Source organism: Sphingomonas cavernae, from assembly GCF_003590775.1.
In the GTDB taxonomy this organism is placed as follows: domain Bacteria; phylum Pseudomonadota; class Alphaproteobacteria; order Sphingomonadales; family Sphingomonadaceae; genus Sphingobium_A; species Sphingobium_A cavernae.
Genome location: NZ_QYUM01000003.1, coordinates 1303236 through 1322623, shown reverse-complemented (window position 1 = coordinate 1322623; position 19388 = coordinate 1303236). Strand labels below are relative to the sequence as shown.

Here is a 19388-nt window from a genome sequence, read left to right as displayed (position 1 = left end):
AGCGCCACCTGCCGGCCGGTGTCCTCGTGGTTCGGTGATCTAACGCTGCCCCCCGTCGCAGCGGATGAGCGCACCCGTCACATTGACCGAGGCCGGGCTAGCGAGGAACAACGCCGTGGTGACGATGTCCTGCGGATCGGCGGCGACGCCGCGCGCATTGCGGGGAACGGCCTCGCCTGGTTGTGCGCGATCCTTCGCCTGATCGGTCAGGAAGGGGCCCGGCGACAGCGTGTTGACCCGCACCTTTGGAGCATATTCATGGGCAAGGCTGGCTGACATCGCGTTGAGCGCCGCTTTGGCTGCACCGTAATGGGCGACCTCGGGCAAGGGCATCAGCGCGCCTGTCGACGAAACGTTGATGATGCAGCCGCCGCCCCCTTCCGCCATGCGCCAGGCGATCTGACTGGCGAGACGAAAGGGCCCCTTGAAGTTGAGGTTCAACACGGAATCGAAGAGTTGTTCGGTCACGTCATGGCTCGGCATGCGAGGGCTCATTCCCGCATTGTTGACGAGGATGTCGACCCGTCCGAAGGCGGCGTAGCTTTCCTCAATCAGCCGGTCGCATTCGACCCATCGGCCGACATGCGCTGAAATGGCGAGCGCCCGGCGACCGAGCCCCCGCATTTCCTCCGCCACCGCCTCGCAATTGTCGAGCTTGCGGCTGGCGATGATCACATCGGCCCCACGTTCGGCGAAGGCCCTGACGATCGCAAGCCCAAGGCCGCGCGAACCGCCCGTGACGAGCGCCACCTTGCCGGTGAAGTCGAAGAGCGGGTCGGGGGTCATCGCGCGCTCGGATAGCGCCGCAGCGCCTCCGACAGTCGCGTGGGCGTGTGATCGCTGGGAAAGTGTCCCTCGACGGGCGTCACGTCACGAAGCAGGTTGCGCGCCAGTTGCGAACGGTGCGCATCGGTCGGGCCATCGGCGAAGGCCAGGCTCTGCACGCCCGCCCAGAACTGCGCCAGCCAAGTCTCCTCAGTGAGGCCAAGGCTGCCGTGGAGGCGCACCGCGCGCCCGATGATGTCATGCATGACCGCCTCGGTCGCGACTTTACACATCGCGATGTGCTGGCGCGCGGCGCCATGCGGCAGGCGGCCTGCTTCGACCTCGTCGATCATCCAGGCGGCCTTGAGGACCAGCAGGCGGAACTGCTCGAGTTGGATCACCGAGTCGGCGATGGCGCCCTGCACAAACTGGTGATCGCCCAGCTTTCGTCCACGCGTCTGACGCGAGACCGCACGCTCCTTCATCATGTCGATGGCGCGCTGGCAGCGGCCCACGGTGCGCATCGCGTGGTGGATGCGACCGCCACCCAGGCGCGCCTGCGCCACACGGAAGCCGCCGCCCGGCTCGCCGAGCATGGCATCCAACGGCACACGCACGTCGTTGTAGCGGATATAGGCGTGGCTGCCGTCCTCGGCCGGCTCGCCGAACACCGCGCAATTGCGGATGATCTCGATACCCGGGGTCTGGGCATCGACGATGAACATGCTCATCCGCTCGTGCGGCTGGTTTTCGGGGTTGGTTACCGCCATGACGATGTGGAAGGCGGCGTAGCGGGCGTTGGAGATGAACCATTTCTCGCCCGAGATGGCCCATTCGTCGCCATCGCGCCGCGCCGCGCAGGTGAAGTGCGTGGGATCCGCGCCGCCCTGCGGCTCAGTCATCGAAAAGGCCGAGCAAATCTTGCCGTCGAGCAAGGGCTGGAGGTATTTCGCCTTCTGGTCCCCGGTGCCGAACATGGCGAGGATCTCGCTGTTGCCGGTATCGGGCGCGGCGGTGCCGAAGACGGTCGGCGCCCAGCTCGAACGGCCGAGGATCTCGTTCATCAGCGCCAGCTTCACCTGGCCATAGCCCGGGCCGCCGAGATGGGGACCAAGGTGACAAGCCCAGAGTCCCTTGGCCTTCACCTGGTCACGGAGAGGCTCCAGATGCGCGCGCGCCCTGGCGTTGTTCATGTCGTACATGGTGCCGGCGCCGGGGAAGAGCAGGTCCATCGTCTCGCATTCCTCGCGGACGAATGCGTTCATCCAGTCGAGCTTTTCCTGAAATTCAGGTTCGACGGAAAAATCGATCATGGCATCCTCCGGATCATGTCTGCGGCGTCCCGAAAGCAGGCGAGCACGATGTTTGCGAAAAAGCGGCCCGTTTCCTTGGGCAAATGGCCCGCCTCGGCCTGCGCGACCTTGTATTCCATGAGGCAGCCCGATTTGAACTTTGCCAGCACCGAGAAATAGTAGAAGTCGGCCATGTCGCGCCCCGTGCCCGCGCAGTAGTAGCGGGCGAGTTCCTGCTGGGTCGGAAACTGTGACGCATCGTAGAGGCCCGTTCCCTGAACACGATGGGGCTCGCGCTCGTCGCGCATCGATCCGGTGAACCAGCCAATATCGAGCATCGGATCACCGATCGTCGAAAGCTCCCAGTCTAGCATCGCTACCAGTCGTGCCGGCGGACCCGGACGGAACATCATGTTGGGCGTGCCGACATCGCCGTGGATGATGCCGCGCACCTCCTTCTTGAGCACATTGGCGCGCAGCCATGCCTCGGTTTCGGCATAGCCTGGCAGCTCGCGGCCCTGATAGCCGTAGCAGTCCTTGTAGGAAGCGAGCTGCCCCGCCCAGCGATCGACCTGCCGTTCGAGGAAATTGCCCGGCCGGCCATAGTCATCAAGACCGATCACCTCATAGTCGACATTCGCCAGCGCGATCAGGCCATCAACGATCGCGAAGGGGATGCCGTAAACATAGGGCATCTTGTCGAAAGGCGGGCTGTTGTGGATCTTGCCATCGCGCAGATTCGGAGCCCATCCGCCCACCTTCTCCATCACGTAAAAGGGGGCGCCGATCACCGAAGCGTCCTCACACGCTGCGTAGCAGACGGGATGCGGCACATCGGTCTGGTTGAGCGCGGTCAGGATGCGCGCCTCACGCAACACGCCGTTCTCGGCACCTGGCGGCGGCACGGCGGGCGGGCGGCGCAGCACCATCGCCTGTTCTCCGCGATCGAGCGTGAGCACGACATTGGACTGCCCGCCGTGGAGCAGCGCGGTCCTGAGCGGCCCCTTCCCAAGCTCGGGAACATGCGCGTCCAGCCATTCGGTCAGGCTCGGAATGCTCGCGAGCACGTCGAGATTGTGCTCGATCTTCGACATCAATCCTCCCTGAGGCGCAGTTCAGCCTCGAGTTGCCGGCGAATGTCGCTCAGCGCGTGCGCAACACCCCTTGCACCTTCGAGATCGAGTGCCCCCGACAGCGAGCGAGCGATCTCGTCGGCACGCGCGTCGGCCTCGCGCTTCATCGCCACACCGCGCTCGGTCGCGCGTAGCAGCGTGGCGCGCTTATGATCGGGATTGGACGCGGTTTCGATCAACCCCTCTGCAATCAGCGCATTGGCCGCGCGCTGGACGAGTTGCCGCGGGTGCCCGAGCGATCGCCCGATCTGCGGCACCGTCGGCGGACGCTCCGCTTCGACCACCGCGGCGAGCACCATCATCTCGGAATCACCGAGCCCCACCGACCGCCGGACATCGGCAAAGACGGTTTTCAGACGTGCGGTAAGCCGGCTTGTCTCATCGACCAGCACAACCAGCGGGTTTCGCGACTCAAATCGACTTTCCATGGTCCAATCATGTCATTTTGACATAATTGTGTCAAATTAGATGAGACCGCGGTCGCAAATTGCTTCGAGCGCGGCTCAAAACCCCCGAAAACTGGACGCTCAGGTGCGCTGAGCGCGTTGTCAGGCCACGTCCGAAATCCGGACCCAGCAGCGTTCGAGACTCGATAGCCGGATCGCCTCCTGAATGCGTTCGACCTCGAGCGCCTGCCCGAAATCGGGTGCGCCGTGCGCGCGCCCGTGAATCACCTCCACCATATTGTGCATGGAAAGCGCCATCGGGAAGCTCGGCTGCGGCTCGCTCTGCCAGTCCAGAGCAATGCCGGGGACGGTCTTGAAGTCGTCTGGAATGTCGATCACCTCCATGACGCCGCCGAGCTGGCCGCCGCGCAGCGTACAATCGCGTGCGGTGGGAAATGTAGGCGAGGCGGAGACAAGACGGCCCTTTTCTCCGAACACGTCGATCAGCCAGCCATAATAGAGTGGCATGCTCCAACTGATCTGCATCTGCATGACGAGGCCGCTGGCGAAGCGGAGGATCACATTGGCGAGATCGGTCGTCTCGGGCGTGATGATGTCGCCATCGGGGAAGACCCACTGCTTCAGGATCTGGCTGTCGTCGGCGACCAGTTCCTCGACCGGACCGAACAGCCGCAGCAACATGTAGAGCGCATGGCTGCCATTGTTGCGGACCGCGGAAACGCCCTGCCCGGCCTGTCCGAACCAGTTATAGGGGAATTGCTTGATCGGCTGGTTGAACAGCGAAATGGTGAAGTGGCAGGTGCCGCCGAGCGGGCGGCCCACATAGCCATCCTCCACCATCGCGAGCATCTGCCGGTTGGCAGGAACCCATTCGGAAAAGGCATCGACCACGCCCACGCTGCTGCTGGCGCGCCAGGCAGAGTCGATTTCTTTCGCCCCCGCCCAGTCGGGCGCATGGGGACTGGCGTTATAGACGTGCTTGCCGTGCGCCAGCGCCGCGAGCACCATCGGCTTGCGGACGCTGGGTCGCGTGCCGAGATCGACGATGTCGATATCCGGATCGGCACACATCTCCTCGGCATTCCAGAAGGCCCGCGGCAGGCCGAGCCGACTGGCCGCGGCCTCCGCGGTTTCCTGCCGCGAGGTGCAGATCGCCGTGACCTCCACGCCCGGAATCGCGCGCCACGCGGGCAGATGCGCGAATCCGCCCCAGGCGGCGCTTACGATGCCGACACGCAAAGTCATGAAAGACCAGCCCTATTCGATGGTGCCGAGAACCGTGCCAACCTCGTAAATCTCGCCCGCCTCGGCGATGATGCGAAGCGTACCGCTCGCTGGCGCCTCGACCTCGTTGGTCGATTTGTCCGCTTCGAGCAGGTAAAGCGGATCACCCTCGGTCACTTGCGCGCCGTCACTGGCAAGCCATTCGGCGATCTGGCCCTCGGTCATCGAGAAGCCGATCTTGGGAAGCAGGATTTCGGTAGCCATGGTCGGTTGATTCCTTCTGGAAGTCGATGCGGTAGTCTTACCCCGTGCCTATCGCGCCAACGACGTCGAGCAATCAGGAAATGGTCGCGCGCATTCCCGATATCGTTGACGCGATACGCAGGCCGCGCAAGCCCGGCCGCTAACGCGTCCGTTCAACCGCCGCGCGGAACAGACTGTGCGGTGCCTGCCAATCGCGCCGAATGCGACGATGCGCGATCAGCCAAAGGTCGCCCACCTTGCGCAACTCGTCGAGATAATAGCCGGCATGATCGGGTCCGATATCCGTCCAGACGGACCAATAGGTTCGCGCCTTCGCCGTTTCGGTGTCCGATAGCTCGATTGCGCAGGTCGCAAGTCGACCTGGAGATAGTCGTCCTGAATGAAATCGGCACGGCGTCCCAGAGCCGTCAGATAGCGCGAGGAATAATGGTTGTCGTTGGAGAGCGTCAGGCTCCAGCCGCCGGGCAGCGGCATTTCATAGACGGCGCCAAAGGTCGCCTGCCATTCTGGCGCCCTTAGGAACGGAATACCGTTGAGGTTCTGCGCGGTGAAAAATCCGGTAACGGGGTTCGGGGATTCGGTGCAGCCCAGCGCAATCGTCTGGCCGCCATAGCAGGGCACGGTATCAAGCTCGGTGAACTTCGATTTGTTCCAGGCGACCGCGGCATGCAGATTCAGTCCGTCAATATCGCGCGGCCACCAGGAAATCTCGAAATCGGCGCCGTAGATCCGCCCGGCGCCGGCATTCACCGTGCGCGTGACGGGCAGGTCTCCCGGGCCGTCTGCCTCATTGGCACCGACCTGGAGCCCCGTGACATCGTAATAATAGCCCGCGAGATCCACGGTCACCTGCCTGTCGAAGAGCCGCGTCTTCACCCCGGCTTCTCCGCCCTCGATCTGCTCGTCGCCGAAAGAGTTGTTCGGAAGCTCGCCCGGCCGAGGCGGCGGCGGTAGCTGACCAGTCGTGAACGAGCCCGATTTGTACCCCTTCTTGTATGAGGCAAACAGCGTCAGGTCATCGGTCGGCGTGTAGGTGACCGTGACCTCAGGAGAGAAGGTATCCGAGGCAATCTCGGGCACTGCAAGCGGGACAAAGGCGTTGGTGAAAAGTCGAAGACTTCGTCACCGCGTTTCTCGTCGGTGTAACGGCCGCCCACCGCCAGTTCCAGGGTCTCGACGGGACGGAAGCGCAACTGGCCGAAGATCGACCAGCTCTCTATGTCCAGATTATTGACCCTTTTGCTCAGCGTCGTTCGCGATGCCGGCAGGACGGTCCGGTTGCCAAAGACCGGCTGTAGCAACGAGACGTCGGCGTTCTGGTAAAACGCTCCAGCAGTGAAATTCAGCGGCCCCGCAAAATCGGAATTGAGGCGGATTTCCTGCGTGAATTCCGCCCGGTCGTAGAAACTCTGATGGGCGAGGCCTGGACCCGCATAGCCCGTCTGGAACGTGTTGAACTGCGTGGTCGAGCTCAGATCGTAATAGCCGGTGACCGAGCTGAGCGTCAGATCTTCCACCGGAGACAGATTCATCTCCAGCGTGCCGAAGGTCTGTTGCTTGTCATTGAACTGCTGACCACGCCTCACCACCAGCGGGAATGCGGCGGGGTCGAGATCGACGAGGTAAATGGACCGGTCGAGCTTGCAGTCGTCATTAGGATCTATCGGTCGCGGGAAGGGATTGCCCGCACTGGGGGCTGTGCCCTCGGGACAGGACGACAATTGCACCGCGCCCGGATATTCGTTCGTATCCTCGACATAATTCAGCTTCAGCCGCGCGTCGAAGGCGGACGACGGTTCGAATTTCACGGTGCCGCGGAGCTGGAAGCCGTCGCCGCCACCCAGCCTGTTGTCGGGCCGTTTCGCCCCGGTGCCGGCCAAGCCGATCGCCCGGTTCCTGAAATAGCCGTCGCCATTATAGCCCATGCCGGCGAGGCGGATTCCGAGCGTGTCGGTGATCGGCGCCGAGAGGATCAGTTCGCCGCGATACTCGTTGGCCTCGAATTCGTAGCCGCTCCGTACGATCACTTCCAGATCATCGCGCGGATCGGCGGTCCGGATCGATATGACACCGCCCGGGCTGCTTTTGCCGAAGAAAAGCGCTTGCGGACCCTTCAGCACCTCGATCTGGGCGAGGTCGAAGGTTCCGCTCTGAAAGGCAAGCCCCTGACTGAAGGACAATCCGTCGATATTGAGTGATACCGACTGATCCACCCCGGGATCGAAGGCGCTTGTGCCGATACCGCGCAGCGACACCTGCGTACCGATCGACAGGACCGACTCCCCGACCTGCAGGCCGGGGGCGAATTTGGCGATGTCGTCAATACTCGTAATCGCCGCGCGCTCGATCGTATCGGCGGTGAGGACGGTCTCGATCACCGGCACTTCGAGGGCGGATTCCTCGCGCTTGCGGGCCGTGACGATGATTTCTCGAGAGGAGGCTTCCGGTTCCGCGGCGCTGCCGGACGCTTCCTGCGCTTGTAACGACGCCATCGGCGCGATCAGGCAGGCGCAGGTCACCAGCAAGGCGGATCGGTTGTAGGAACGCGGTCGTGGCCGGATTGCAGCGGGATTTTCGCGCCGCGAGCCAAAAACGGACCGTACACTTTGTGCCATGCTACCATCCCCTCATTTTTACCAAGATATTGATTTCTTTATATTTATGCTCCGAGTACGCCATTCCGGCCGCAAGCGGCCCGCGAACTGGCTGTTTTTTTCATGAGTTTCGAAAGTTGCAGCAATGACTGCAGGGGCTCAGCCTTCAGCTTCTGCGTGCAGCGCCGACCGCGGCGTCAATAGCCGCGGCTGTCGGTCCAATCCTCGGTTTCACCCGGCTTATAGGTTTTGCCAGGCACCTTTCCCGACGCCGTCTTGAGATCGAAACCGATCCGGTCGGCCCCACCCTCGATGTCGACGCCGAACGCCGACAGCGCCCAGCTCGTCATGACATAGTGACCGATCGAAAAGACCAGATCCATCTTCTGACGTTTGTCGAAATATTTGCCGAGCGTTTCCCATGTCGCGTCGCTCAGCGTGCCGTCGTCGATCAGTTCATCGACGGACCGCAGCACGATCGCATCCTGCTCGTTCCAGTCGCCACCTTCAGGATAGTCGCGGATAGCCGCGATCTCATCGAGCGTCAGACCCGCATTCAACCCGTAGCCGACATGATTGTGCCACTCATAAGCGGACTTTACCCGCCAGGCGACGCGCAGGATGACGAGTTCCAGATAGCGCGTCGACAGCGTGTTGGACATCAACAGATGCTTGCCCCAGATGTTGTACGCCTTGCCCAGATCGGGGTGGTTGGCCATCACCATCATGACGTTGGTTTTCGAGCCCTCCTCCCACGCATTGGGCTCGCCCCAAAAGGCAAAGACTTCGCGTGCGTCGTCCGTCCATTCCGCGCGTGGCAGATGCAGGATGCGTGGCTTGATATCACTCATTTACTCGACTCCCTCGTATCTTGCGGCGTGGATCAGGGCACGGCGTTGAGCGTCTGCGCTTCCGCATCGCAATTGGATGGCTGTGCCTTGGCCTTCTTGAGCTCCGCACGCGCCGCCTTCAGGTCCTTCTGAAAAGCCGGATCGGAATGCAGTCGCGCGACGGTCGCCGCTGCGGCGATGCGGCCTTCCTCGATATCGCTCAGCCAGTGAACGTTGCAGATGCGGCGGCTGTCCCCGAACGCGCGTCCGCGCGCGACGATTTTGGCGGCACGATCAGGCACCAGTTCGGCAAGGATCAGCCCCCAGCCATAGCCGATGGCGCTGTGGCCGGATGGGTAAGAGCCGTCCTTGCGCAGCATCGGCTCCCAGTCGGGCGTGCAGGTCGGCTCGCCATTGACCATGAATGGCCGCGGGCGCTGGTGCGCTTTCTTGATCGCCGCAGTCGACAGGCCGAGATCGGCCGTCGTCTTGCGCAGCAGCCTTTCCAGCTTCGGCGTGGTTTGAGGGCTGATATCGACCCCGGCGGCGCAGGATAGCGGTATTGTCGACTTGGGGCTGAACAGATCGGCATCGGTAGTCGCCAACGCCCAGCGTGCGCTGCCTCTGAGCGGAAGTGCAGCCTTGGCCGCCTCAACGTCACGCGCCTCCGCCGCAGAGCCGGGCGCCGGGGGAGCGGGCGAGAGGACAATGCTGTCCGGCATCGGCCCCGGTGTGAGATAGCCCTTGCCCAACATCGATCCCGCGGGCCGCTGTGCCGGCTGTTCTGCCGATGCACCTGCCGCTGCTACTGCAACAATCGATAACGCGATCACAAATTTCATGATTTCCCCTCGCCGTTCAAAGCGCTGCGATTTTGAGCAGATAGCCGGTGACTGCTTCCGGCTCGGTGATCATCAGGTCATGACCCGTATCGATGTCCCAGACGCGGCCGTCGCTCGTTGCCTTCAGCGCCTCGATGTCGCGGCCGTCGATGGTGGACGTGCAAATGATGTGCGACCGGGGGATGGCCCAGAGCGCGTCCTCATTGTCCAGCACCAGCTTCTGTTCGAAGCACTTCCAGGGGTGCGGCGTCAGCTTGGGTTTCATCCACTCGATAAGATCGGGATCAGTGACGCCATAGAAGCTCATCGGGTCATTACCCGGGAAAAGCACCAGTTCCACCCCGTCCACGACCCGACCCATTTGCCGCGCAAGAAGCATCAACGGTCCGGCGACATCGACCAGCGACTGGCCGTTCACCGGGTTGGCCGCATCGAGATAGACCAGATGATCGATCCGGTCTGCAGCGCGGTCGGCGACGCCGGTGATGACCATGCCGCCATAGCTGTGGCCGACCAGAATGACGTCGCGCAGATCCTCGAAGTGGAGCAGCTTCACAACATCGGTGATCTGCATATCGAGATCGATGTCGGGCGAGAGCAGATGCTCGCGTTCGGCAAGACCGGTCAGCGACGGCGTATAGACCTCGTGGCCTTCAGCGCGAAGCCGCCGCGCGACGAACTGGTAGCACCAACCGCCATGCCCACCGCCATGCACGAGAACAAAAACTGCCATTCCTCGCCCCCTCTCCTAGATTCCCTCGACCAGCACAGCGCGGTAGTTCGCTGCCTTCTTCCGATGCTCGGCCGCCGCCTGATATTCAGGGCTGTTGTACCAGGCCCGCGCATCATCTGCGCTTGGGAACTCCAGAATGATGATGCCGTCCGGTGCTTCGCCTTCAAAAGCCTCCATCGCGCCATAAACGGCGAGTGGCTTGAGGCCATATTTCTGAACGAAATTACTCGCCTGGCTGCGGTTGCTGCTGCTATAGGTATCCATCTCGGCCTGGTCGAACACCGGGCCGTCCCGGGTGAAGATCATGTAGGCGGGCAATGTGTTGCTCCTTCGGTTCAGTGGCGCATTGCGGGCAGCGACGCCTCGCCGAGGCGTATGCGGGCGGCTTCGAAATCGGCCTTGTAAGTGCGGCTGGCGAGCAGGAAGCAGAGCGCCGCCGGAATGACGACGACGAGCGAACAGAGCAGCGCCATGCGAAGCGATTCATCGCCATAGCTCGGCCTCAGCAGATCACTGAGCTTGCCGATCGCCACCGGACCAAGACCGAGACCGATCAGGTTGATGATGAACATCGAGCAGGCTGCGGATGTTGCGCGCGCCCAGACCGGCGCCAGCGTGGTGCAGATGTAGATCATCGGCGCGGCGAACAGCCCCGTCAGGAAAACCTGAATGCCCAATAGCGGGAAAGCGTAATCGACGGGCCCCGTAAAGGCGAGTGCCGCCGCGCACACCGCCAGCAGGCCTGCGATCACGGGCGTCCAGAGATGCCAGCGTATGTCACGACGCCCAAGAATATCGGCGAGCGGCCCGCCGCAGATGTGACCGAGGATCGAGCCTGTGGCGACGAACGCGCCCAGCTTCGCGCCTATTTCGACCGAACCCAGGCCATGCGACCGCTCGATAAAGGCGGGGATCCAGGCGTGCATCCCCATGCCGATCAGCGCCTGCACGGTTGCCGCAAGCATCATCAGCGGCAGCGTGCGGATACGCCAGAGCGTCCGGATCGTCTCGCCGAAGGGAGGCTGCGCAAAGGTCTGCTTGACGCCGTCGGCCAGCCCTGCGCGCACTTCGCGGATCGTGAAATATACGAGCGGGCCGATGATGAGCCCTGGAATGCCCGCCAGGATGAAGGCCCAGCGCCAGCCATATTCGGCAAGCGCCCAGCCGCCAAAAGCCAGCCCCACGCCCATGCCGATCGGCGATCCCAGCAAATAAATGGAAAGTGCCGTACCGCGCTGTTTTTGTGGAAAATAGTCGCTGATCAGAGCCTGTATGGGTGCGCTGCCGCCCGCCTCGCCAAGCCCGACGCCCACGCGCGCGAGAAACAACTGAACGAAGCTTTGGGCGAAACCGCAGACGACGGTCATGAAGCTCCATGCCGATACCGCGAGTGCGACCACGCCGCGCCGCGACCAGCGGTCGGCCAGCCGTGCGGCCGGAATGGCGGCAAGTACATAGACCAGCGCAAAGGCAAGCCCGGTAAGCAGGCCGACCTGCTGGTCGCTTAGCTGGAACTCCTTGCGGATGGGCTCGACCAGCATGGTAAGGATCTGCCGATCCAGCGTGCTGCACGCACCGACCAGCACCGATACAAACAGGACGTAAGCGCGATATGGGAAAGCCGGGAGGCGATCCTCCGCCCGCGCAGGGACGACGCTTTCCGTGCGGAGGCCATCCTCCGCAACGATACTTTCTGCCATGCAGCTCTCCTCTCGTGCCGGCCAAAGCGTCTCCTGGTCAACGGCGCCCGGTCCTGCCGAAACGCAGCCGCACTACATGGCTGCCGTATCGATGGTCGGCCTTATCAGGATTTGAGAGACATTTGCGCGCGGAGGCAGGGAGGCAATGAAAACAATCGCGTCAGCGATGTCGGACGGCTGCATCGCCCCGTCCTTGCCGACATGCTGCTGCATCGCGGCGCGCATCGTGGGATCGCCTATGCCGGCCGCGACCTCGGTCTCGGTCGCGCCCGGCTCAACGATGGCGACGCGGATGCCGGCGCCGCCGACCTCCTGCCGCAGCCCCTCGGTAAGGCCCGTGAGCCCGAACTTGCTGGTCGAATAGGGGCCGAACAGACCCGCGGCGCGGCGGCCTGCGGTCGAGGAGATGTTGATGATGTCCCCACCCCCTTGCGCCTTCATCGGGCCGATCGCGGCCTTGCACGTGTAAAGCGTGCCGAGCAGGTTGATATCGATGACGCGCCGCCACTCGTCCAGCGGCAGGCTTTCGACGCCGCCCGCCTGAATGACGCCCGCCGAATTGACGAGGATGTCGATGCGCCCCAACCGGGCAACCGTATCCGCGACTGCCATGGTCGCTTCGGCCTCCACCGCGACATCGCCCGCCAGCGCCAGCGCCTTGCCGCCAGCAGCTTCGATCCGTGCGACCAGATCGGCAAGCCGGTCGGCGCGCCGTGCGGAGACGGCAACGCTCGCCCCCGCTTCCGCAAGCGCGAGCGCCGCCGCCTCGCCGATGCCCGACGACGCGCCCGTGACGAGTGCAACCTTGCCCGACAGACTCAGCGTCATGATCCGCTCCTCCCACTTGCCGATATTTCAGCACGTGATTGCGCGGTGACGTGTCGCTGTAAAATGTTTTGGCCCCAACCGTGCCCGGTGCGACCAGATATCGCTCAGGCGTCCTCGTCGCTCATCCAGTGCACGAAACGTTGCAGCGGAAGCATACCGTCATGCGCGCCGCCCATCACATGCTTGGCGGCGCCGCCGAGCCGGACCACGCGCTGGGCGCCGGCGCTGGCCAGCCGGTCGCGCATCGCCCGCTTTCTTTCGGGCGGGTACATGCCGATCGTCTGCGTCGCGACATTTACGTAGCGGATCGCATCATCGAGCGAGTTCACATGAACGACGTTCGCGGTCTTGTTGCTCGGATGGAAATCAACGGGTTCGTCGGTCAGGATCACGAGTCCACGGCCGTCCGCCTTGCCCCAGACCTTGCAGTCATCCTCCATGAGCTGGAGCATCTCGATCTCGTCGCGCACTTCCACGGGAAGGGGATGCGCTACCGCCGATGCGGTTTCACGATCGACGCCGAGCCGCTCCTGCAAACGGGCGCAGAATGTCTCGACGCCCTCCCGCTCGCCTTCGACGAAGATGAAGCGGCTGGCGAGGCATGCCTCCTGGTTCATCGTCGCAACATCGGTCGCCGCGGCATCGGCCACCTCATCAATCAGTTCAGCGGATTCGAAGCCTTCAGGCCCGATCATCGAGATCGAGGTTTTGGGATCGAACGATACCATCTGGATGCCCGGCCCGATATATTTGATGACGTTGCGGATCGCGTCACCGCCGCCCCAGGCCACGATCTTGTCGAAATATTGCGGGCGATAGAGCGTGCCCTCGATCCGCTCGTCGCCGCCACGCCAATAGACCGCGGACATCGAACGGACCACCGGATGGTCGGGATCGACATCGGCCATGGTGCGCAGCATCGCGACACAGGTGAACGGATCGCTCGACGGCATCTTGAAGACGTTGATCGCCTTCACCAGCGCGCCTTGCGCGATCGACGAGATACACCCCGTCGGTGAATTGCCCGCAAGCATGTGCACCATGCGCGGCGGGAAGGCGCGCAGTGCGCCCTTGTTGCCACGCATGTCGGTGCGTTCGATCCAGCCATCGAGCGCTGCCGGATTCAGGAAGCTGGATTCTATGCTGCACATCAGCCCTTCGCGCGTCAGGAAATGCTTGGCGCGGCGGAACAGATTCTCGACCACGCGCTGCGGCAGCGGGTTGACCTTGACGGTGTGCTCGAGCGCTTCCTGCAGATAGGGATTGGTCTCGAAGTCCATCCGCTGGCCGGCTTCGACGAGGAAGTCGATGATCTCACTGGTCGGAACGTCGAGCAGCGGCGGCAATTCGGAGCGCGGCGCGACGAGAGCGTTGAGGTCAATTTCGGGCGTCACGAAATCGACGCCAAGGTCGCGCGAACGGTGCGTTATCGCGTCGCCCGAGACCAGCTTGCCGCGGACGAAATGGTTGACCCGGATCGGCTCCACGACGGCATCGGCCTCGGGCTTCTTTTCCATCACGTTCATGCCACACCTCTCACATAAGCATCGACGGTGCCCGCGCAGCCGATCTTGTCGTCACCTTCAAGGTCGGCATAGCGGGCGATATTGTCACGGATCGACGGACCGGCATTTCCGCAGGCGCACGGGCCGTAGTCGAGCGAGATCCTGTCGCCGGTGATCACACCGCCCCAGCGGCCATCGAGCGAAAGGTCGAAGAACGCGGCACGGCCTTCCACCTCGCCATCATAGTCGTGCGCCAGCAGCGCGTCGCCGTCCTTGTTGAGGATCATCGGCACGATCCACGACGGCACATGGTAGCGGTTGCCCTCGCGGCACTTGGGCATGCCCGAATTGAGTTCCTGCATGCTGTAATTCTGGAAGTGGCGCCCTTCTGGGATGTTGAAGGTCTCGTGGACGAATTGCTGATAGTCCTCGGGCAGTTGCGCGCGCTTCAAGCCGCCGCCGATATAGATGCAATTGTCGGGGTCGAAGTCCTTCGCGCTGTAGCCGCGTTCGCGGACGGCCCTGGCGACCTGATAGAGCGCGTTCCACATACCCGCGATGTAGAGCTTGTCGTGCCGGTGGGCGATCATCTCGTCCGCGGCGATGTCGACCGCGCGGTCCATCGCCTCCTGCCGTTCGCGTGAGGTCTGCTCGAACTCGGCGATGTCGCCGGGGCGCGCGGTGCCGTCGGCGATCGCCTTGCGGAGCACGACCATCCGCGTGAGCGAACCGACGGTGATCGCGGGCACGGGATAATGGAAGGGCTCCTTTGTCGGGTCGCCAAAGGCTTCGCGCTGCGCCTCGCCGATGACCTCGTTCTTCGGCACCTTGGCAACCGGCGCCAGGCCCATGATCTTGCGGTCACGCCGTGGCTGCACGCCCGATCCCCAGGAAAAGACGTTGACCGTGTCGGTCTTCGACCAGTCCATGTCCTTTTGCGAGGCGATCAGCATCGCCGACTTTCCGGTGGTGCCGCTGGAGCAGGAGATGAAATGGCCGGCTGCCTGAAGCCGGTCGATCCAGTCATCGACATCGGCAATGCCCTCCATGTCGATCGGGCGGATGGGATGCGCCGAAATCGTGCTGAGCCACTTGGTGAGCTTGTCCCAGCGCTCTTCGAGCAGCCAGTTTTCCGGGTAGCTTTTGTACGCGGTGTGCGGGAACAGCAGTTGCACCGCGTCGTCGAGCGAACGCACCTCCGAAAGCCCCGCTTCGCGGGCTCGGTGGGAAAGCAGCTTGATCGTGCCCTTGTTCTCCTGAAATCGTTCGTTGAGCGCTTCGACCTGGAGCGCGCGCAGTTCCGCATAAGGGATGTTGAACCTGTCGTCCGAACTCGCCAGTCCGGTAAGCCGATCCGCCGCCTCTCCCATCACTTGCTCCTTGCTCGTTTTGCCGGATTGCATTAATAGCACCTGATACGTTTCATTATTCACGATTCGGCAGAGAGCGCAAGCCCCGACATGGACGCAAGCATCGAAACCATCGCCCCCGAGGCCAGAGGCCGCGCCGGCCGCCCTACCCGCGAACAGGCCCAGGCACGTCAGGCCGAGCTACTGGACATCGCGCTCGACATGTTTCTCGACAGGGGTTTCGAGCTGACGACGATGGAGGGCGTGGCTGCCGCGGTCGGCATGACCAAGCGCACGATTTACGCCCGGTATGAGGACAAGGCGGCGCTGTTCCTTGCGACGGTCGAGCGGGCGATCGAGCGCACCCGGATGTCGCCTGCGGCATTGCATGCACTGGTAAGCGACGATCTCGAGCAGACGCTCGCCGCTGTTGCCCGGACGCGCATTGCCGAACTGATGACGCCCGAGGGGTTAAAGCTGCGGCGCGTCATCAACACCGAATCCTACCGCTTTCCCGAAATCTTCACGCTGTCCTACGAGCAGGGCGCAAAGCCGGTGATCGACTTTCTCACCGATCTGTTCCGCCGACACGATAGCGCCGGGGCGGTTTGCGTAGAGCGCCCCGAAATGGCAGCCAATGTCTTCATGAGCATGGTGGTCGGCGGCCCTGTCCGTCTTCTCGCCTCGGGTGAGGCCATGCGCCAGGACGAGATCGAAGACTGGATTGGAACTGCCGTCCGCCTGTTCCTCAACGGGGTCCGGCCACGCTGAACAAAAAATAGAGGAGAAGAGGATGGCTTCGGCCTATTGGGGTGAGTTGCGAACACATTGGCGGCCACTCCTGGCTGCCACGATGGGCCTCGGCTTCGGCATCGGCCTCAACGCCTATACCGCGAGCATCTTTGCGCCCCGACTGATCGGCGAATTTGGCTGGGCCAGGTCGCAGTTCGCTTTGCTCGCCAGCTTCGGCCTTCTGATGATCGTGATGCAGCCGATAACCGGGCGCCTGACCGACCGGTTCGGCGTGCGTGCCGTCTCAGCGATCGGCGTACTTACTGGCCCTATCGCCTATGTCGCCTACGCCTTTCAATCCGGCGACATCCGAGCGTTCTTCGCGATCGCCGTCCTGCAGATCGTCGTCGGAACACTCACCACCTCGCCCGTCTACACCCGCATCGTCGCGGAGCGCTTCGAACGTGCGCGCGGTCTTGCTTTCTCGATCGTGATGACGGGGCCACCGCTGGTGGGCGCTATTTTCGCACCGATGCTCGACTGGTTGATTGACGCGGAGGGCTGGCGGACGGCCTATCTGGTGCTTGGCGTCGCAACGCTCGCCTTCGGTCTGCTGGCGGTGTCCATGACCCCCGCTCATGTGGGCGAAAGGCACGTCGTACATGAGCCTGCGGAAAGCCACGGCAGCGATTACCGCGTGATCCTTGGCAACCCGGCCTTCTGGGTTCTGATCGTCGGCATGGTGCTGGTGAACATTCCGCAGGGCCTCGCCTCGGCGCAGATGAAGCTGGTGCTGATGGACAGCGGCGCGGCATCGCAGACCGCGACATGGCTCGTCTCGATCTACGCGATGGGCGTCATTGCGGGTCGCTTTGCCTGCGGATTGTCGCTCGATCGGGTACAGCCGCATCATGTCGCAGCGCTGGCACTGGGAACTCCCGCTATCGGCATGATGCTGATGGCCTCTCCCTTTGACGCGACGCTGGTCCTCGCCATGTCGGTCGCGCTGATGGGAATGGCGCAGGGCGCGGAAGGCGACATTGCCGCCTATCTCGTGTCGCGGCGCTTCGGGCTTGGCGTCTTCAGCCTGGTTCTGGGACTGGTGGGGGCAGCGATTGCGGGCGGCTCCGCGATTGGCGCGCTGACGCTCAGCTATACGCTCAGCCAATGGGACAGCTATGCGCCCTTCCTGATGCTCAGCGCCTGCACGACATTGGTCGGCGCTCTCCTGTTCCTGACATTGGGACGCCGTCCACCGATGATGCAAGGAGCGACCGCATGAGCGATACCTCCGAAAAGCGGGTGGCCGTGGTCACTGGCGCAAGCGCCGGCGTCGGCAAAGCGGCGGCCCGCCAACTCCTTCAGCAGGGCTGGCGCGTGATCGGCGTGGGCCGCGATCCCGCCCGCTGCGCCAAGGCAGAAGCCGAATTGCGGGCACTGCCCGATGCCGACTTCACCATGATCCGCGGCGACCTGTCTCTGCTCTCCGATGTGGCGCGCGTCGCGGACGATATCGCGCGGGCAACGCCCCGCATCGACGCGCTGCTCAACAATGCCGGTGGTGTATGTGCAGAGCGGGTGATCACCCCCGAGGGCCATGAAGCGACCTTCGCAGGCAACCATCTCGCGCCGTTTCTGCTGACCCAAAAGCTGATGCCGGGCCTCAGGGCGGCGGCCGCGCAATCGGCGCCGGGAGCGGTGCGCGTGGTCGCGGTGTCGTCCACGGGTCATGAGCATTGCCCGGAGATCAACTGGGACGATCTGACCTTTGCCGAGGGCTTTGTCGGCGGGGCGGCCTATTGCCATGCCAAGCTCGCCAACGTGCTCTTCGCTCGCGAACTCGCGCGGCGTGTGGCGGACGACGGCATCGTCTCGCACGTGATGCATCCGGGCGTGGTCGACAGCAATTTCGCGAACCACTGCGACGCGCCGATGAAGGCCTATATGGAATCGATCCGCGAGATCTCGGTCACGCCCGAGGATGCCGCCGACACGCTTGTCTGGCTGGCGAGCGCGGACGAACCGGGGTGGAGCAACGGGCGCTATTTCCACGAGCGCAAGGAGTTGTCCCCTGCTCCCGCCGCACTGGACGACGACGCAGCGCGCAGGCTTTGGGAGGTCAGCGAGAAACTCGTGGCGGGATATTGAAGTCAGTGCTCCTGCGAAGGCAGGAGCCCATGTATCCGGGCGCCGAGCGGTTTTTGACATGGGCTCCGGGTCAGGCCCGGAGCACACATGTCGCAGTCGGAATCAGGCCCGCCCCTCCGCTACTATGCGGAATTCGTCAAAAGCATTGGCGGGAATTTCATAGCCGCGAGCATCGTCACTGATCTGACTGAAGTTCGCGGCCACATCCTCGGCTGTCGGCGGCGCTTCGAGCGGGCCGTTCCAGCCGCGTGTCGCGCCAACAAAAACCCGCGCGATGCGCCCGCCCGCGGCTGAATAGACGGCGTGGGTCGAGGTACAGCTTTCATGCGCGAGGAACGCCACCAGCCCCGCAGTGTAGCGCGGATCGAAGGCGGGATAGAGCGTCGAGACCCAGGGATTTTCGCCAAGTGTGCCCGGCCCCATGGCGGCCGCCATACGGCTGGCTGCATTGGGCATGATCGCATTGCAGAGAATGCCGTGCGGACGGCCTTCTTCGGAAAGGCCGTGCATCAGCCCCATGACCCCGCCCTTGGCGGCGCCATAGGCAGAGAGTTGCGGCAGGCCGAGCATCCCGCCCGAGGAGGTGGTGAAGACGATCCGACCGAACCCCTGCGCCTTCATGTGCGGCCAGGCGGCCTGCGCGACATTGAAGGATCCGCGCACATGGACGGCCAGCAGCGCATCGAGATCGTCGGCGGTCAGCTCCTCGAAGGGACCAAAGCGCATATTGCCCGCGTTGGCGATGACCGCATCGACGCGCCCGAACGCATCGAGCGCCGCCTGCACCATCGCCTGCCCACCCTGCGCTGATGCGACGTCGCTGGCATCGGCGATGGCTTCGCCGCCTGCCGCCTTGATCTCGGCCACGACCTCCTCAGCCATGACAGAAGATGCGCCACTGCCACCGGCGACCGATCCGCCCAGATCATTGACCACGACCGCGCCGCCACGCGCGGCGATTTCGAGCGCATAGGCGCGGCCAAGCCCTCCGCCCGCACCGGTGATGACGACGGTGCGCCCGTCAAAGCGGATTTTGCTCATG

At 63.4% G+C, this 19388-nt stretch carries 20 protein-coding genes; 3 read left to right on the top strand and 17 right to left on the bottom strand.

Annotation, left to right across the window (positions count from 1 at the left end; translation table 11 throughout):
* Positions 1-39 precede the first annotated feature (39 nt).
* The 16 genes from D3876_RS14005 to D3876_RS13930 form a co-directional block, all read right to left on the bottom strand.
* Positions 40-786 carry an SDR family NAD(P)-dependent oxidoreductase gene (locus tag D3876_RS14005; RefSeq protein ID WP_119763128.1) on the bottom strand — a complete coding sequence of 249 codons (747 nt, stop codon included), beginning with the start codon at positions 784-786 and terminating at the stop codon, positions 40-42.
* The gene (locus D3876_RS14000) at positions 783-2078 is read right to left on the bottom strand and encodes an acyl-CoA dehydrogenase family protein (RefSeq protein ID WP_119763126.1); all 1296 of its coding nucleotides are present in this window, start codon (positions 2076-2078) and stop codon (positions 783-785) included. Before D3876_RS14000 ends, D3876_RS14005 begins: the two co-directional genes overlap by 4 nt.
* Positions 2075-3151: a phosphotransferase family protein gene (locus D3876_RS13995; RefSeq protein ID WP_238475372.1), complete on the bottom strand. Its 1077-nt coding sequence runs from the start codon at positions 3149-3151 to the stop codon at positions 2075-2077. Before D3876_RS13995 ends, D3876_RS14000 begins: the two co-directional genes overlap by 4 nt.
* Positions 3151-3618, bottom strand: a complete 468-nt coding sequence (locus D3876_RS13990) for a MarR family winged helix-turn-helix transcriptional regulator (protein ID WP_119763124.1) — start codon at positions 3616-3618, stop codon at positions 3151-3153. The genes D3876_RS13995 and D3876_RS13990 overlap by 1 nt, the downstream gene beginning before the upstream one ends.
* A 120-nt stretch (positions 3619-3738) precedes the next feature.
* Complete coding sequence (locus D3876_RS13985) at positions 3739-4842, bottom strand: Gfo/Idh/MocA family protein (protein ID WP_119763122.1); 1104 nt, start codon at positions 4840-4842, stop codon at positions 3739-3741.
* A 12-nt stretch (positions 4843-4854) separates the two neighbouring features.
* Positions 4855-5085 (bottom strand): biotin/lipoyl-containing protein, encoded by a 231-nt coding sequence (locus D3876_RS13980; protein ID WP_119763120.1) that lies wholly within the window; start codon positions 5083-5085, stop codon positions 4855-4857.
* A gap of 216 nt (positions 5086-5301) precedes the next feature.
* The gene (locus D3876_RS21065; protein ID WP_119763893.1) at positions 5302-6165 is read right to left on the bottom strand and encodes a TonB-dependent receptor domain-containing protein; all 864 of its coding nucleotides are present in this window, start codon (positions 6163-6165) and stop codon (positions 5302-5304) included.
* Positions 6096-7577, bottom strand: coding sequence for a TonB-dependent receptor (locus tag D3876_RS13970; RefSeq protein WP_220475465.1), 1482 nt, complete (start codon positions 7575-7577; stop codon positions 6096-6098). Before D3876_RS13970 ends, D3876_RS21065 begins: the two co-directional genes overlap by 70 nt.
* Positions 7578-7876: 299 nt before the next feature.
* Positions 7877-8530 (bottom strand): carboxymuconolactone decarboxylase family protein, encoded by a 654-nt coding sequence (locus tag D3876_RS13965; RefSeq protein WP_119763116.1) that lies wholly within the window; start codon positions 8528-8530, stop codon positions 7877-7879.
* Between the two features lie 32 nt (positions 8531-8562).
* Positions 8563-9351 (bottom strand): acid phosphatase, encoded by a 789-nt coding sequence (locus tag D3876_RS13960; protein WP_119763114.1) that lies wholly within the window; start codon positions 9349-9351, stop codon positions 8563-8565.
* A 16-nt stretch (positions 9352-9367) separates the two neighbouring features.
* Positions 9368-10084, bottom strand: a complete 717-nt coding sequence (locus D3876_RS13955) for an alpha/beta hydrolase (RefSeq protein ID WP_119763112.1) — start codon at positions 10082-10084, stop codon at positions 9368-9370.
* A gap of 15 nt (positions 10085-10099) precedes the next feature.
* The gene (locus tag D3876_RS13950; RefSeq protein WP_119763110.1) at positions 10100-10402 is read right to left on the bottom strand and encodes a DUF1330 domain-containing protein; all 303 of its coding nucleotides are present in this window, start codon (positions 10400-10402) and stop codon (positions 10100-10102) included.
* 17 nt (positions 10403-10419) lie between these two features.
* Positions 10420-11784 (bottom strand): spinster family MFS transporter, encoded by a 1365-nt coding sequence (locus tag D3876_RS13945; RefSeq protein WP_119763108.1) that lies wholly within the window; start codon positions 11782-11784, stop codon positions 10420-10422.
* A 72-nt stretch (positions 11785-11856) separates the two neighbouring features.
* A complete protein-coding gene (locus tag D3876_RS13940) occupies positions 11857-12612 on the bottom strand; it encodes an SDR family oxidoreductase (RefSeq protein ID WP_119763106.1) in 756 nt (251 codons plus the stop codon).
* Positions 12613-12716: 104 nt separating this feature from the next.
* Positions 12717-14138, bottom strand: a complete 1422-nt coding sequence (locus D3876_RS13935; protein ID WP_119763104.1) for an acyl-CoA reductase — start codon at positions 14136-14138, stop codon at positions 12717-12719.
* Positions 14135-15487 carry a hypothetical protein gene (locus D3876_RS13930; protein WP_119763892.1) on the bottom strand — a complete coding sequence of 451 codons (1353 nt, stop codon included), beginning with the start codon at positions 15485-15487 and terminating at the stop codon, positions 14135-14137. The genes D3876_RS13935 and D3876_RS13930 overlap by 4 nt, the downstream gene beginning before the upstream one ends.
* A gap of 90 nt (positions 15488-15577) precedes the next feature.
* Here D3876_RS13930 and D3876_RS13925 point away from each other — a divergent pair, with 90 nt between their 5' ends.
* The 3 genes from D3876_RS13925 to D3876_RS13915 are packed head-to-tail and all read left to right on the top strand — an operon-like array spanning position 15578 to position 18346.
* Positions 15578-16237 carry a TetR/AcrR family transcriptional regulator gene (locus tag D3876_RS13925; RefSeq protein ID WP_119763102.1) on the top strand — a complete coding sequence of 220 codons (660 nt, stop codon included), beginning with the start codon at positions 15578-15580 and terminating at the stop codon, positions 16235-16237.
* Positions 16238-16259: 22 nt separating this feature from the next.
* Entirely contained in the window at positions 16260-17480 is a 1221-nt protein-coding gene (locus D3876_RS13920) for an MFS transporter (protein ID WP_119763100.1), read from the top strand.
* Positions 17477-18346, top strand: a complete 870-nt coding sequence (locus D3876_RS13915) for an SDR family NAD(P)-dependent oxidoreductase (RefSeq protein ID WP_119763098.1) — start codon at positions 17477-17479, stop codon at positions 18344-18346. The genes D3876_RS13920 and D3876_RS13915 overlap by 4 nt, the downstream gene beginning before the upstream one ends.
* A 102-nt stretch (positions 18347-18448) precedes the next feature.
* Here D3876_RS13915 and D3876_RS13910 read toward each other — a convergent pair whose 3' ends face one another.
* Positions 18449-19387 (bottom strand): SDR family NAD(P)-dependent oxidoreductase, encoded by a 939-nt coding sequence (locus tag D3876_RS13910; RefSeq protein ID WP_119763097.1) that lies wholly within the window; start codon positions 19385-19387, stop codon positions 18449-18451.
* Position 19388 lies beyond the last annotated feature (1 nt).